Source organism: Microbacterium esteraromaticum (assembly GCF_017303215.1).
GTDB lineage: Bacteria > Actinomycetota > Actinomycetes > Actinomycetales > Microbacteriaceae > Microbacterium > Microbacterium esteraromaticum_C.
In genome coordinates this window covers 2,375,602-2,389,907 of sequence record NZ_JAEMWU010000001.1, presented here as the reverse complement: position 1 = coordinate 2,389,907, position 14,306 = coordinate 2,375,602, and the positions used below count along the sequence as shown (strand labels likewise).

Below are 14,306 nucleotides of genomic sequence, written 5' to 3'. Positions count from 1 at the left end.
GACGACGGATGTCACATGTTGATCATGTGACCGGCGAGGCCGTGGAAGCCCTCCTGCAGCGCCTCCGACAGCGTCGGGTGGGTGTGCACGTTGCGCGCCGCCTCCAGAGCGGTGAGGTCCCACTTCTGCGCGAGCGTGAGCTCGGGCAGCAGCTCCGAGACATCGGGGCCGATCAGGTGGCCACCGATGAGCTCGAGGTGCTCTGCATCGGCGATCAGCTTGACGAAGCCGACCGGCTCGCCCAGGCCGTTGGCCTTGCCGTTCGCGCTGAACGGGAACTTGGCGACCTTGATCTCACGCCCCTCGGCCTTGGCCTGCTCTTCCGTCAGACCGAAGCTGGCGACCTGCGGCTGGCAGAACGTCGCACGCGGCATCATGCGGTAGTCGCCCAGCGTCTGGGTCTCGGCTCCGCCGATGGTCTCGGCGGCGACGACGCCCTGCGCCTCGGCGACGTGCGCGAGCTGCAGCTTGGCGGTCACATCGCCGATGGCGTAGATGCCCTCGACGTTGGTGCGCATGTGGTCGTCGATGTCGATCGCACCGCGCTCGGTGAGCGCGACGCCGGTGTTCTCCAGACCGAAGCCCTCGACGCGCGGGGCGAAGCCCACCGACATCAGCACCTTGCCCGCGGTGATCTCGCCCGGCTTGCCGTCACGGGTCTCGTACGTGACGTGCACGCTGGAGCCGTTGTCGGTGACGGTCTTGACCGCGGTGGAGGTGAGGATGTCGATGCCCAGCTTCTTGTACTGGCGCTGGATCTCCTTCGAGACCTCGACATCCTCGTTGGGGAGCGCGCGGTCGAGGAACTCGACGATGGTGACCTTCACGCCGTAGTTCGACAGTACGTAGCCGAACTCCATGCCGATGGCGCCGGCGCCGACGATGACGATCGACTCGGGCAGCTCACGCGAGAGAATCTGCTCTTCGTAGGTGACCACGTTGTCGCTGAGCTGCACGCCCGGCAGCAGGCGCACGGTCGACCCCGTCGCGATGATCACGTTGTCGAAGGTGACCTGCTCGGTCGAGCCGTCGGACTTGGTGACCGTGATGGCCTTAGGACCGGTGAAGGCGCCGCGGCCCTCGTACTCGGTCACCTTGTTCTTCTTCATCAGGTAGTGGATGCCCTTGACGTGCGTGTCGGCGACCTTGCGGCTGCGGTCGAACGCGACGCCGAAGTCGAAGCTCACGTCACCCGAGATGCCGAAGAAATCGGCCTTGTGCGTGAAGGTGTGCGCGATCTCAGCGTTCTTCAGGAGGGACTTCGAGGGGATGCAGCCCACGTTCAGGCAGACACCGCCCCAGTACTTCTCCTCGATGATCGCAGTGGAAAGGCCGAGCTGTGCGCTGCGGACGGCGGCGACATAGCCGCCGGGGCCCGCGCCGAGGATGACGACGTCGTAGTGTGGCATGTTCTCAGCCTATCGCCGCGCCGTCGATCGCGCGGAGGATGCCTGGGCGAATCGGTAGAACGCACTCCCAGGCGCTCGATCCGATCCGATAGGCTGGGAGGCCGGAGGAGGGAGAACCGTGACAGACGACAGCACGAACAGCGCCGGAGGCGCGATCCATCGCAGCGGTGAGCAGCGTCACGATGTGACGCAGACTTTCGGTCACGAATCGGATCTCTCCTTCGTGCCCTTCGGTGCCGACCTCACCGAGGTGGAGGCCGCGGCGATCGCCGCACTGCCCTCGGGCTCGGCACTGCTTCTGGTGCGCGCCGGTGCACTCGCCGGCGCCCGCTATCTGCTCGACGCCGATGTGACAACCGTGGGGCGTCACCCCGAGGCCGATATCTTCTTCGACGACGTCACCGTTTCGCGCCGCCACGCCGAGATCACCCGATCGGGTTCGGTGTTCGAGATCGTCGACCAGCGATCGCTCAACGGCACCTATGTCAACGGCGAACGCGTCGACCGCAGCGAACTCGCCGACGGCTACGAACTGCGCGTCGGCAAGTTCCGCATGAACTTCTTCGCCTCGCCCGCCGACCGCGCCACGGCGAACGGCTGATGCCCCCGGGCGGTGCCGCCCGAGGGCGCTCCGCGCCGTCGGGTCTTCTCAGCATCGGTCAGGTGCTGGCCCGGTTGACGCCGGAGTTCCCTCAGCTGACCACGAGCAAGCTGCGGTTCCTCGAGGTGCAGGGCATCGTGTCGCCGGCCCGCACGCAGTCCGGCTACCGAAAGTTCTGTGCCGCTGACGTCGAGCGCGTGCGCGCGGCGCTGATCCTGCAGCGCGATCACTACCTGCCGCTCAGCGTCATCCGTGAACAGCTCGATGAGGCCGAGGCCGACGACGACGGCATCCCGATGGTGGCACCGCCTTCCATCGCGACGCCGGTGCACCAGCACCGACGCGACGACCTTCTGCTGCGCACGGGCGCCACACCGCAGTTGTTCAACGACGCCATCAGCGCGGGGCTCATCAACGCGGCAGAGACGTACCCGGAGCAGGTCTCGACCCTGCTGTCGGGCCTGGTGGCCCTCGCCAAGCACGGCATCGAACCGCGCCACCTGCGCACCATGCGGCAGAACGCCGAGCGCGAGGCGGCTCTGATCGAGTCGGCGCTGGCCACCTTGCTCGCCCGCACGGATGCCGCTTCGCGGGGGCGCGCGTCGGAACTGGCGCCCGAGCTGGCCACCCACATCGACGACGTGCGACGCCTGCTGGTGAAGCAGTCGATCGAACGCGTGCTTTCGTAACGAACAGGTTGCGACACACCTTCGCGTTGCATCGGATGTCGTTGCCGGAGCGGGGGGTCTGCTCTAGCGTTGAGGTAGTCGATCAGGAGGAGACTGAGATGGATGCGGAAGGGCTTGCGGAAGACCCGCAGTTCGTGACCGAACTCCTCTTCACCGACGGGCTTCCCGCCATGGATGACGCCGTAGGGTACCGAGGCGCGGTCGCCGCCCGTGCGGCCGGCATCACGTACCGGCAGCTCGACTACTGGGCACGCACCGAGCTGGTCGTCCCGACCGTGCGCGGCGCGTCGGGCTCGGGCTCGCAGCGCATGTACGGCTTCCGCGACATCCTCGTGCTCAAGCTCGTCAAGCGCCTGCTCGACACCGGCATCTCGCTGCAGCAGATCCGCACCGCCGTCGAGCAGTTGCGCGTCGCCGGCATCCGCGATCTCACCGGAACCACCCTGATGAGCGATGGCGCATCGGTGTACCTGTGCACGTCGAACGACGAGGTCATCGACCTCGTCAGCCGCGGCCAGGGCGTCTTCGGCATCGCCGTCGGCAAGGTGCTGCGCGAGGTGGAGTCCACGCTGGTCGAACTCGACACAGCCGCGCCCGACCCGGTCGACGAACTGGCTGCGCGGCGCAAGAAGCGCACGGCGTAACGCCCCGGGCATCAGCCATCCGAAGCTGATCGGCTTCTGCACGCATCCGCGCGCAGGCGCCCTTCTGCGGTGGGCGCAACGCGCCCCGCAGAGAGAAGAAGACGGCGTTGCTACGCCTGCGAGCCGCTCTCAGGCACGGCAACGCGGCCGGTGCGGATGATGCGGTCCAGCAGCAGGTCGAAGTCGGCGGCCAGTTCCTGCGCCGAGTCGCCCGGCCAGATGTGCAGCGGCTTTGCGGCGCCCTGAGCCTGCTGCAACGACGTGCGCTCGGGCAGCTGCGGGCTCAGCACCAGAGGGCCGAACATGTCACGCAGCTCCTTGATGCGGAACTGGTGCTCGATCGACTGCGGACGCACGCGGTTGACCACGATGCCCAGGGGCTGCAGACGGGGGGAGAGGCCACGGCGGATCTCTTCGATCGCGCGCAGCGCGCGGTCGGCGGCAGCGACCGAGAACAGGCCCGGCTCGGTGACCACCATGACGCGGTCGCTGGCAGCCCAGGCCGTGCGGGTCAACGCGTTCAGCGACGGAGCGCAGTCGATGAGCACGAGGTCGTACTCGCCCTCGACAGCGGCAAGCGCCTCTTCGAGCTTCCAGACATCGCGCACGCTGGGGTGCGGTCCGTCGAAGTTGATGGCAGAGGGGCTGCCGATGAGCACATCGATCGTGCCCGGGTGCACCTTCGCCCAACCGCTGGTGGTGATCGCCTGGCGCACCACCTTCTCTTTGGGGTTGGCCAGCACGTCGGCGATGTTGAGTCGCCCGGCGATCTGGATGTCCATCCCCGTGGAGACGTCGGACTGCGGGTCGAGGTCGACCACGAGGGTACGAAGACCGCGGGCGAAGGCGGCGGAAGCCAGACCGAGAGTCACGGTCGTCTTTCCTACGCCTCCCTTGAGGGAGCTGACGCTGAGTACGTGCACGAGCTACACGTTACCGTGCCCTAGTCTGGGTTGACACTCAGCCCCCGCCCAGCGCGCACACAAGCTGCGTGCTTCGACCTCTCCAGAGGTGTGCATGTTTCAGAAGATCCTGGTGGCCAATCGCGGCGAGATCGCGATTCGCGCATTCCGTGCGGCATATGAGGTGGGGGCGCGCACCGTCGCGGTGTTCCCCTGGGAGGATCGCGGATCCCTGCACCGTCTGAAGGCCGACGAGGCGTACGAGATCGGTGAACGCGGCCACCCGGTTCAGGCATACCTGGACGTCGACGAGATCATCAAGGTCGCGATCGACGCCGGTGCGGATGCCATCTACCCGGGCTACGGATTCCTCTCAGAGAACCCGGAACTGGCCGAGAAGGCGGCCGCCGCGGGCATCACCTTCATCGGCCCGCCGGCCGCGGTGCTTGAGATGGCCGGCAACAAGGTCGAGGCCAAACGGCACGCGATCGAGGCCGGCGTTCCCGTGCTGCGCTCGACCGAGGCATCCGATGATGTCGACGCGCTGGTGGCGCAATCGGACGAGATCGGCTTCCCGCTGTTCGCCAAGGCCGTCGCCGGTGGTGGCGGCCGCGGCATGCGCCGCGTCGAGACCAAGGGCGAGCTGGCGCCGGCGCTGGCCGAGGCGATGCGCGAGGCCGGCGCCGCTTTCGGCGACGCGCGCATGTTCCTCGAACAGGCCGTGCTGCGTCCCCGCCACATCGAGGTGCAGATCCTCGCCGACGGGCACGGCGGCACCGTGCACCTGTTCGAACGCGACTGCTCGGTGCAGCGCCGGCATCAGAAGGTGATCGAGATCGCCCCGGCGCCGAACCTGGACGACAGCATCCGCGCCGACCTCCACCGTCATGCCATCGCCTTCGCCAAGTCGATCGGCTACCAGAACGCCGGCACCGTCGAGTTCCTGCTCGAGACCGCCGGTCCGCGCGCCGGAGAGGTCGTCTTCATCGAGATGAACCCGCGCATCCAGGTCGAGCACACGGTCACCGAAGAGGTCACCGACGTCGACCTGGTGCGCGCGCAGATGCAGATCGCTGACGGCGCCACTCTCGCCGACCTGCATCTTGAGCAGAGTGATATCCACCTGCGCGGCGCCGCCCTGCAGTGCCGCATCACCACCGAGGACCCGACCCAGGGGTTCCGCCCCGACACCGGCAAGATCACCACCTACCGCTCACCCGGCGGGGCGGGCATCCGGCTCGACGGTGGCACCACGGCCGCGGGTGCGCAGATCAGTCCGTACTTCGACTCGATGCTCTCGAAGCTCACCTGTCGTGGCCGATCGTTCGAGAGTGCCGTCTCGCGGGCCCGCCGTGCGCTGGCCGAGTTCCGCATCCGCGGGGTATCGACGAACATCCCCTTCCTGCAGGCGGTGCTCGACGATCCGGCCTTCGCGGCCGGAGATCTGTCGACGTCGTTCATCGACGAGCGTCCCGAGTTGCTGCGCGGCCGCGTCTCGAAGGACCGCGGCACCAAGATCCTCAACTGGCTCGTCGACGTCACCGTCAACAAGCCGCACGGCGAGAGCCCCTTGGCAACACCGCCCGCCCAGAAGCTGCCCGCGATCGATCTGAGCGCGCCGGCGCCGTCGGGTTCGCGACAGCAGCTACAGCAGCTCGGCCCGGCCGGGTTCGCCGCTGCGCTGCGCGCCCAGCATCCGCTCGCCGTGACCGAGACGACCTTCCGCGACGCGCACCAGTCGCTGCTGGCCACCCGCGTGCGCACCCGTGATCTGGTGGCCGTGGCCCCCCATGTGGCCAGGATGACCCCGCAACTGCTGTCGGTCGAGGCCTGGGGCGGTGCGACCTACGACGTCGCGCTGCGCTTCTTGGGGGAGGACCCCTGGGAGCGCTTGGCAGCGCTGCGCGAGGCACTGCCCAACATCAACATCCAGATGCTGCTGCGTGGCCGCAACACCGTCGGCTACACGCCGTACCCGACCGAGGTCACCGATGCGTTCGTGCGTGAGGCGGCCGCGACCGGCGTCGACATCTTCCGCATCTTCGACGCGCTCAACGACGTGTCCCAGATGCGCCCGGCAATCGACGCGGTCCTTGCCACCGGCACCGCCGTCGCCGAGGGGGCGCTCTGCTACACCGGCGACTTGCTCGACCCCGCTGAAGAGCTGTACACGCTCGATTACTACCTGCGCCTTGCCGAGCAGATCGTCGACGCCGGCGCTCATGTCATCGGCATCAAGGACATGGCGGGCCTGTTGCGCCCCGCGGCGGCCGGCAAGCTCGTCCGCGCACTGCGCGAACGGTTCGATCAGCCCGTGCACGTGCACACTCACGACACGGCCGGCGGACAGCTGGCGACCCTGCTGGCCGCCAGCGACGCGGGAGCGGATGCTGTCGACGCGGCCGCTGCGCCGATGTCGGGAACCACCAGCCAACCGTCGCTGTCGGCACTGATCGCCGCGCTCGCTCACACCGAGCGCGACACCGGCATCGACCTGCAGGCGGCATCCGACCTCGAACCGTACTGGGAGGCCACCCGGCACCTGTACCGCCCGTTCGAGTCGGGGCTGCCCGGTCCCACCGGCCGCGTGTACCACCACGAGATCCCCGGTGGACAGCTGTCGAACCTGCGGCAGCAGGCGATCGCACTGGGCCTTGCCGATGATTTCGAGCTGATCGAGAACATGTACGCCGCGGCCGACCGCATCCTGGGCCGTGTGCCCAAGGTCACCCCCTCGTCGAAGGTGGTCGGCGACCTGGCCCTGCACCTCGCCGCGGTGAAGGCCGACCCCGCCGACTTCGAGGCGAACCCCGAGAAGTACGACATCCCCGACTCGGTCGTGGGCTTCATGTCGGGTGAGCTCGGCGACCTGCCCGGCGGCTGGCCCGAGCCGTTCCGCAGCAAGGTGCTCGCGGGACGCGCGGCGACGACCCGCGTCACGCCGCTCACCGAGACGCAGCAGGCCGCTCTCGATGGCACCGCCGAGCAGCGCCGCGGAATGCTCAACGAACTGCTGTTCCCTGCTCCGACCAAGACATTCCGGCAGAACCGTGACGAGTACGGCGATCTGTCGGCGCTCGAGACCAGCGACTACCTGTACGGACTGGTGCCCGGCGCGGAGCACGCCGTCGACATCGAGCGCGGAGTTCGCCTGTACGTCGGCTTGGAGGCGATCGGCGAGGCCGACGCCAAGGGCATGCGCACCGTGATGACGACACTGAACGGACAGTTGCGTCCGGTGTCGGTGCGCGACCGATCCGTGGCCGTCGACTCGCACGAGGTCGAGAAGGCCGACACGTCCAAGCCCGGGCAGGTCGCAGCTCCCTTCTCGGGCGCAGTGACACTGAAGGTCGAAGAGGGCGCCGTCGTGCGGGCCGGCGATGCGGTCGCCTCGATCGAGGCGATGAAGATGGAAGCGGCCATCACCGCGCCCGTCGGAGGCGTCGTGGAGCGGCTCGCGATCGCCTCGACTCAGCAGGTCGACGCCGGTGATCTTTTGGTCGTCATACGTGCGGAGCACTAATCTTGTGCGGGCGCATTTTCGCGCCGAAGCCTGGAGATGAACCGTGACCCCGAAGAACCCTGTCGATCCCGCCGAGGACGATTCCCTGGGAATGCTGGATGACGCACCGTCCTCCGACATCGCCGGAATCGGGCTCCCCGGTGCCACCGCGCAGGTGAGCGTCTCGGTGCCGACGGGAGCGGACGATGACGATCTCGTCGACGACGAGGTCATCGACGGCGAGATCGCTGCGCCCGAGGTCGTCTCGGAGCTGATCCTCGACACCTCGGCCGTCGCCGACGCCGACACTGTCGCGCGCATCGAGCAGCAGGCGCCCGACATCGTCATCGAGCTGCCCGCCGAGCAGTTGGCGCCGCCGGCGTTGGATCCCGTCGAGCAGATCGATGCGGTCGTGTCCGATGAGAGCGCGGACGCATCGGATGCCCGCATCGACGAGGCTCCGGTCGACGGCCCAGCCGCTCCGGAGACCGCGGAGATCGTGATCGACACGGAAGTCGACGAAGAGACGGACGCTTTCGAGAGCGCCGAGACCGAGGCGGATGCCGCCGCTGAGCCTGCAGACGCACCGGAGGCGGACAACACCGTCGACGCCGACGAGGATGCCAGTGGCGACGATGCTGGCAACGACGACACCGATGCCGGTAGTGACGACGCCGAGGGCGCCGACGATTCCACCGACCGGGCGGATGACCTCGATACCTCCGAACTCGCCCGCCTGGAATCGGTCGTGGCGGCTGCCAAGGCGCAACTGCACGATGCCATGACCCCGCAGCGGGTGACGGCAACCCCGTCGCCCGCACAGAACGATGCTCGGCCACTCTCGGTCGACCCCGCAGAGGAGAACACACCGGTGGCGAACGAAGATCGCGCAGCGGGCACCCAGCCCGCGGCCGCCGTGGCGCGGGTATCCGAAGAGACGCGCCCCGCGGCCGACATCACGCTGGCATCCAAGCGCCTCGACGACCTGGGTGAGGCGAGCCGCGAGAGCGCCGACCTGCTCACCGCCGATCGTCTGCTCGAGCCGTCGCGCATCGCCAAGCCCGAGCCCGAGGGCACCTGGAGCCACCTGCTGTACACCCTCTCCGGTGGGCGCATCAACGTCGGCGACAGCCGCAAGGCGCGCGAGCGCAAGCAGCTGAACGCGCGCATCTCCGCGCAGATGCCGGGAACCGCTCGGTTCGTACCGGTGCTGTCCCGCAAGGGCGGCGTGGGCAAGACGACCGTGACCGCCCTGCTGGGCATGGCTCTGGCCGATGCACGTGACGACCGAGTGATCGCCGTTGACGCGAACCCCGATCGCGGCACGCTCGCAGAACGCGTCGTGGGTGGGCACACGAAGTCGGTGCGCGATCTGGTGCGTGCCCAGCACGACATCCGCGGGTACCACGACATCTCTGCACTGGTCGCCCGGGATCACACGCGTCTGGACGTGCTCGCCTCAGATGCCGACCCGCGTGTCTCAGAGGCGTTCGGCGACTCCGACTACCGGGATGTGGCCACCGTCGCAGCCCAGTACTACTCGCTCGTGCTCACCGACTCCGGTACCGGGATCGTTCACGCGGTGATGGGCGCCACGCTCGACCTGGCCGACCAGCTCGTGATCGTCTCGGGACTCAGCGTCGACGAGGCGCGGCTGGCATCCGAGACGCTGACGTGGCTCGAGACGAACGGGCACGCCGACCTGGCACGTCGCGCGATCGTCGTGCTCAACCAGTCCACGCCCGGGGCGCCGCTGGTGCGCCTGAGCGAGCTGGAATCGCACTTCTCGACGCGGGCCGCGCACGTGCTGCGTATCCCCTACGACCCCCAGATCGCCGGTGGCGGCCCGATCGACTTCGGCAGCCTGCAGCCGGCTACGCGTCAGGCTGCGCGTGAGGTCGCCGCCGTGCTCGTCGAGGGCCTGCGGACGCGGGGCGCCTGATGACCGTCCGCGAGATCCGCCTGTACGGCGACCCGGTGCTGCGCACCGTGAGCGCACCCATCGAGCAGATCGATGACGGCGTGCGGTCGCTGATCGCCGACCTGCTCGACACGGTCGAGCTGCCCGGACGCGCCGGCGTGGCCGCCAACCAGATCGGCTTCGCGCTGCGCGCCTTCAGCTACAACATCGATGGCGACATCGGCTACGTCATCAACCCGGTGCTCACCGAGGTGCGTGGCGAGGCGGTGCCGACCGGTGAGGGCTGCCTGTCGGTGCCGGGACTCTGGCACGACACCCCGCGTCACCCGTGGGCCCGCGTGGAGGGCATCGACCTCGATGGCCGTCCCGTTGTGCTCGAGGGTGAGGGGCTGCTCGCCCAGGCCCTGCAGCATGAGACCGACCACCTCGACGGCAAGGTGTACCTGAGTCGCCTCGAGGGAGAGACCCGCAAGCTGGCCATGCGCCAGGTACGGGAGAGCGATTGGTTTTGAGCGAGCGCCAGCGAGTCGAAATGTGGTGAGAGAACGAGAAATGCCCCCGCGGTTGCGGGGGCATTTCTCATCTGCGGATGCTGATCAGCCCAGCGGCGTGGTCGTGGTCTGCACCTGCTCGTCGTAGATCCCGGCGATGTCGGCGGCGAAGTCGGCCAGGATGACGTTGCGCTTGATCGACATCTTCGGCGTGAGGTGACCGCTGGCCTCGGTCCACTCGGTCGGCAGGATGGTGAACTTGCGCACCGACTCGGCGCGCGACACGGCCTTGTTGGCGCGGTCGATCGCGCGCTGCACTTCTTCGCGCACCGCTGCATTCGTGCTGGCCTCGGCGAGCGACATCTCGGCGGGGAGCCCGTTGTTCGCCAGCCAGGTCGGCAGCATCTCGGGGTCGAGGGTGACGAGGGCCGAGATGAACGGCTTCTTGTCGCCCAGCACCACGACCTGACCGATGATCGGGTTCGAACGGATGGGGTCCTCGAGCGCGGCGGGGGAGACGTTCTTGCCACCGGCGGTGACGATGATCTCCTTCTTGCGGCCGGTAATGGTCAGGAAGCCCTCGGAATCGAAGCTGCCCAGGTCGCCGGTGCGGAACCATCCGTCATCGAACGCCGCCGCGGTGGCCTCGGGGTTGTTCCAGTACTCCTTGAAGACGTTGACGCCCTTGACCTCGATCTCGCCGTCCTCGGCCAGGCGCACGCCCACGCCGGGCAGCGCAGGGCCGACCGTGCCGATCTTGGACTTGTGCGCAAGGTTCACGGTCGCCGGGGCGGTGGTCTCGGTGAGACCGTAGCCTTCGAGGATCACGACGCCGAGGCTGTGGAAGAAGTGGCCGAGACGCGGACCCAGCGGAGCCGAGCCCGACACCGCGTACTTGACCTTGCCGCCCATCGCCTCACGCAGCTTGCTGTAGACGAGCTTGTCGAACAGGGCGAACTTCAGTCGCAGCCCGAACGGCACCTTCTTGCCCTCTTCGAGCAGCTTGGAGTGCTCGACGGCCACGCCGGCCGCGGCGCGGAAGATCTTGCCCTTGCCGCCGGCCTCGGCCTTCTGCTCGGCCGAGTTGTACACCTTCTCGAACACGCGCGGTACGGCGAGCAGGAAGGTGGGCTTGAACGACCCGAGCGCGGGCAGCAGCTGCTTCGTGTCGGGCTGGTGGCCCGTGCGCACGCCGGAGTGCACGGCGAGGATCGAGATGAAGCGGGCGAACACGTGAGCGGTCGTGATGAACAGCAGTGTCGAGGCGCCGGGCATCGAGACGACCTCGTCGAGGGCCTTGGCCGAGTTGCGGGAGAGCTCGACGAAGTTGCTGTGCGTGAGCACGCAGCCCTTGGGGCGTCCTGTTGAACCGGAGGTGTAGATCAGCGTCGCGATGTCCTCGCCTCGGGCGAGGTTGCGCCGACGCTCGATCTCAGCATCCTCGATGTCCGCCCCCTGCGCGGTGAGGGTGTCGATGGCCCCGAGGTGCATCTGCCAGACCTCGCGCACCAGCGGCAGGTCGCCACGCACTTCGTCGGCGCGAGTGAAGTGCTCGGGCGACTCGACGATCAGTGCGGTTGCGCCGGAATCCTCCATGATCCACTGGATCTGCGAAGGAGAGCTGGTCTCGTAGATCGGCACCATAACTGCGCCGGCGTAGAACAGTGCGAAGTCGATCAGCGTCCACTCGTAGGTGGTGCGCGCGATGAAGCCGACCTTCTCGCCGGGCTGCACGCCGGCGGCGACGAAACCCTTGGCCAGGGCGATCACGGCGGTCTCGAAGTCCTTCGCCGAGACATCTCGCCAGCCGTCGCCGTCCGGTACGCCGAACAGGGCGAGGTGAGGCGTCTTCTGCACGCGCTGCGCGAGCAGATCGGAGACGTTCCCCTCGGGGTCGGCGGGGATGATCGCGGGGACTTCGAACTGGGCCACGGCAGCTCCTTCGGTACCTGTCGAGCGGGTAATCATCCGAGTCTATGGCATGGAATCAGGTCGCAGTCCAGATGGAACTGGGTCGCGAGACGCCGTGCGGCGCTAGACTGCGAGACGATGTTCTACTGGCTGATGAAGTATGTGGCGATCGGCCCGCTGGTCAAGGCGATCTTCCGCCCCTGGATCACCGGGCGAGAGAACGTGCCCGCCACCGGCGCCGCGATCCTGGCGAGCAATCACCTGTCGTTCGCGGACTCGATCTTCCTGCCCCTGCTGCTCGATCGTCCGATGTCGTTCCTCGCCAAGAGCGACTACTTCACCGGCAAGGGCATTCGCGGCTGGGCGACCAAGGCGTTCATGAAGGGCACCGGTCAGATTCCCATCGACCGCTCCGGGGGCAAGGCCTCCGAAGCCTCGCTGAACACCGGCCTGCAGATTCTGGGGCGCGGCGATCTGCTGGGCATCTACCCCGAGGGCACTCGCAGCCCCGACGGGCGCCTGTACCGGGGGCGCACCGGCATCGCCCGGATGGCGCTGGAGGCCAAGGTCCCGGTCATCCCCGTGGTGATGGTCGACACCGACACCGCGATGCCGATCGGCAAGCGGATCCCCAACGTGATGCGGGTGGGGGCGGTCATCGGGGAACCGCTCGATTTCTCGCGCTATGCGGGGATGGAGAACGACCGCTACATCCTGCGCGCAGTCACCGACGAGATCATGATCGCGCTGCATCGTCTGGGCGCGCAGCAGTACGACGATGTGTATGCCTCCACCGTCAAGGACCGCCTGCCCGCATCCGCCAAGCGCTGAACGCCCGCGACAACGTCGAAACACGGCGGATCGGCGTCGTTTCCGAGGGCTAAGCTGGGGCGATGCACTCCTCGCATTCTGATCTCGACATGTGGCGCTCCCTTCCCATCAAGCAGCAGCCGCAGTGGCCGGATGCCGAGCACGTGGCCGAGGTCTCTTCGCAGATCGCCGCGCTGCCGCCCCTGGTGTTCGCCGGTGAGGTCGACAACCTGCGCGCACGTCTGGCACGTGCGGCGCAGGGCGAGGCGTTCCTGCTGCAGGGCGGTGACTGCGCCGAGACGTTCGCCGGTGCGACCGCCGATCAGATCCGCAACCGCATCAAGACGGTGCTGCAGATGGCCGTGGTGCTCACCTACGGCGCATCGATGCCGGTTGTGAAGATGGGACGCATGGCCGGGCAGTTCGCCAAGCCGCGCTCCAGTGACACCGAGACGCGCGGCGACGTGACGCTGCCCGCGTACCGCGGCGACATCGTCAACGGGTACGACTTCACCGAGAAGTCGCGTCAGGCCGACCCGGGTCGACTCCTGCAGGGCTACCACATGGCCTCGTCGACGCTGAACCTCATCCGTGCGTTCACGCAGGGCGGTTTCGCCGACCTGCGTGAGGTGCACTCCTGGAACAAGGGCTTCGCCCAGAACCCGGCCAACCAGCGCTACGAGCGCATGGCCGCCGAGATCGATCGCGCGATCAAGTTCATGGAGGCCGCGGGCGCTGACTTCGAGGAGCTCAAGCGCGTCGAGTTCTTCACCGGGCACGAGGGCCTGCTCATGGACTACGAGCGGCCCATGACTCGCATCGACTCGCGCACCGACAACCCGTACAACACCTCGGCGCACTTCCTGTGGGTGGGGGAGCGCACGCGCGACCTCGACGGTGCGCACATCGACTACTTCTCGCGCATCCACAACCCGATCGGCGTCAAGCTGGGCCCGACCACGACGCCCGAGACCGCTCTTGCGCTGATCGACAAGCTCGACCCCAACCGCGAGCCGGGACGACTGACGTTCATCACCCGCATGGGCGCGGGCAAGATCCGCGACGCGCTGCCCCCGCTGCTTGAGGCCGTGCGCGACTCCGGCGCCAACCCACTGTGGGTGACCGACCCGATGCACGGCAACGGCATCACCACCCCCAACGGGTACAAGACGCGCCGTTTCGACGACGTCGTCGATGAGGTGCGCGGCTTCTTCGAGGCGCACCGCGCCGTCGGCACGTTCCCGGGCGGCATCCACGTCGAACTCACCGGAGACGACGTCACCGAGTGCCTGGGCGGATCGGAGCGCATCGACGAGGCCGGCCTCGCGACCCGTTACGAGAGCCTGTGCGACCCGCGCCTGAACCACATGCAGAGCCTCGAACTGGCGTTCCTCGTCGCCGAGGAGCTCGAGAAGCGCTGACGCGA

Annotated in this window: 11 protein-coding genes; 8 read left to right on the top strand and 3 right to left on the bottom strand. The window is 67.9% G+C overall.

Features of this window, described 5'->3' with window-relative positions:
* Positions 1–11 precede the first annotated feature (11 nt).
* Positions 12–1,409 carry a dihydrolipoyl dehydrogenase gene (gene lpdA / locus JF543_RS11020; RefSeq protein WP_179410508.1) on the bottom strand — a complete coding sequence of 466 codons (1,398 nt, stop codon included), beginning with the start codon at positions 1,407–1,409 and terminating at the stop codon, positions 12–14.
* A gap of 118 nt (positions 1,410–1,527) precedes the next feature.
* Between lpdA and JF543_RS11015 the strand changes: the two genes are divergently transcribed.
* The 3 genes from JF543_RS11015 to JF543_RS11005 all read left to right on the top strand — a co-directional run bounded on the left by JF543_RS11015 (position 1,528) and on the right by JF543_RS11005 (position 3,343).
* On the top strand, positions 1,528–2,010 hold the full coding sequence (locus JF543_RS11015) for an FHA domain-containing protein (RefSeq protein ID WP_179410509.1): 483 nt from the start codon (positions 1,528–1,530) through the stop codon (positions 2,008–2,010).
* Positions 2,010–2,699 carry a transcriptional regulator FtsR gene (gene ftsR, locus JF543_RS11010; RefSeq protein ID WP_206824096.1) on the top strand — a complete coding sequence of 230 codons (690 nt, stop codon included), beginning with the start codon at positions 2,010–2,012 and terminating at the stop codon, positions 2,697–2,699. The genes JF543_RS11015 and ftsR overlap by 1 nt, the downstream gene beginning before the upstream one ends.
* A 98-nt stretch (positions 2,700–2,797) precedes the next feature.
* Positions 2,798–3,343 (top strand): MerR family transcriptional regulator, encoded by a 546-nt coding sequence (locus JF543_RS11005; RefSeq protein WP_179410511.1) that lies wholly within the window; start codon positions 2,798–2,800, stop codon positions 3,341–3,343.
* A gap of 110 nt (positions 3,344–3,453) precedes the next feature.
* On the opposite strand, the gene JF543_RS11000 is transcribed toward JF543_RS11005, so the two are convergent.
* Positions 3,454–4,266 carry a ParA family protein gene (locus tag JF543_RS11000; RefSeq protein ID WP_179410512.1) on the bottom strand — a complete coding sequence of 271 codons (813 nt, stop codon included), beginning with the start codon at positions 4,264–4,266 and terminating at the stop codon, positions 3,454–3,456.
* 94 nt (positions 4,267–4,360) lie between these two features.
* Between JF543_RS11000 and JF543_RS10995 the strand changes: the two genes are divergently transcribed.
* Genes JF543_RS10995 through def form a run of 3 tightly spaced genes read left to right on the top strand, consistent with a single transcriptional unit; the run spans position 4,361 to position 10,180 of the window.
* Complete coding sequence (locus tag JF543_RS10995) at positions 4,361–7,768, top strand: pyruvate carboxylase (protein WP_206824094.1); 3,408 nt, start codon at positions 4,361–4,363, stop codon at positions 7,766–7,768.
* 43 nt (positions 7,769–7,811) lie between these two features.
* Positions 7,812–9,689 carry a MinD/ParA family ATP-binding protein gene (locus JF543_RS10990; protein ID WP_347401144.1) on the top strand — a complete coding sequence of 626 codons (1,878 nt, stop codon included), beginning with the start codon at positions 7,812–7,814 and terminating at the stop codon, positions 9,687–9,689.
* Positions 9,689–10,180: a peptide deformylase gene (gene def / locus JF543_RS10985; RefSeq protein WP_179410514.1), complete on the top strand. Its 492-nt coding sequence runs from the start codon at positions 9,689–9,691 to the stop codon at positions 10,178–10,180. Before JF543_RS10990 ends, def begins: the two co-directional genes overlap by 1 nt.
* Before the next feature lie 84 nt (positions 10,181–10,264).
* Here the strand turns inward: def and JF543_RS10980 are convergent, their stop codons facing one another.
* The gene (locus JF543_RS10980; RefSeq protein WP_206824088.1) at positions 10,265–12,091 is read right to left on the bottom strand and encodes an AMP-dependent synthetase/ligase; all 1,827 of its coding nucleotides are present in this window, start codon (positions 12,089–12,091) and stop codon (positions 10,265–10,267) included.
* 117 nt (positions 12,092–12,208) lie between these two features.
* On the opposite strand from JF543_RS10980, the gene JF543_RS10975 reads away from it, so the two are divergent.
* Positions 12,209–12,901: a lysophospholipid acyltransferase family protein gene (locus tag JF543_RS10975; protein ID WP_179410516.1), complete on the top strand. Its 693-nt coding sequence runs from the start codon at positions 12,209–12,211 to the stop codon at positions 12,899–12,901.
* A gap of 62 nt (positions 12,902–12,963) precedes the next feature.
* Complete coding sequence (locus tag JF543_RS10970) at positions 12,964–14,301, top strand: class II 3-deoxy-7-phosphoheptulonate synthase (protein WP_179410517.1); 1,338 nt, start codon at positions 12,964–12,966, stop codon at positions 14,299–14,301.
* The last annotated feature ends 5 nt before the right edge of the window (positions 14,302–14,306 follow it).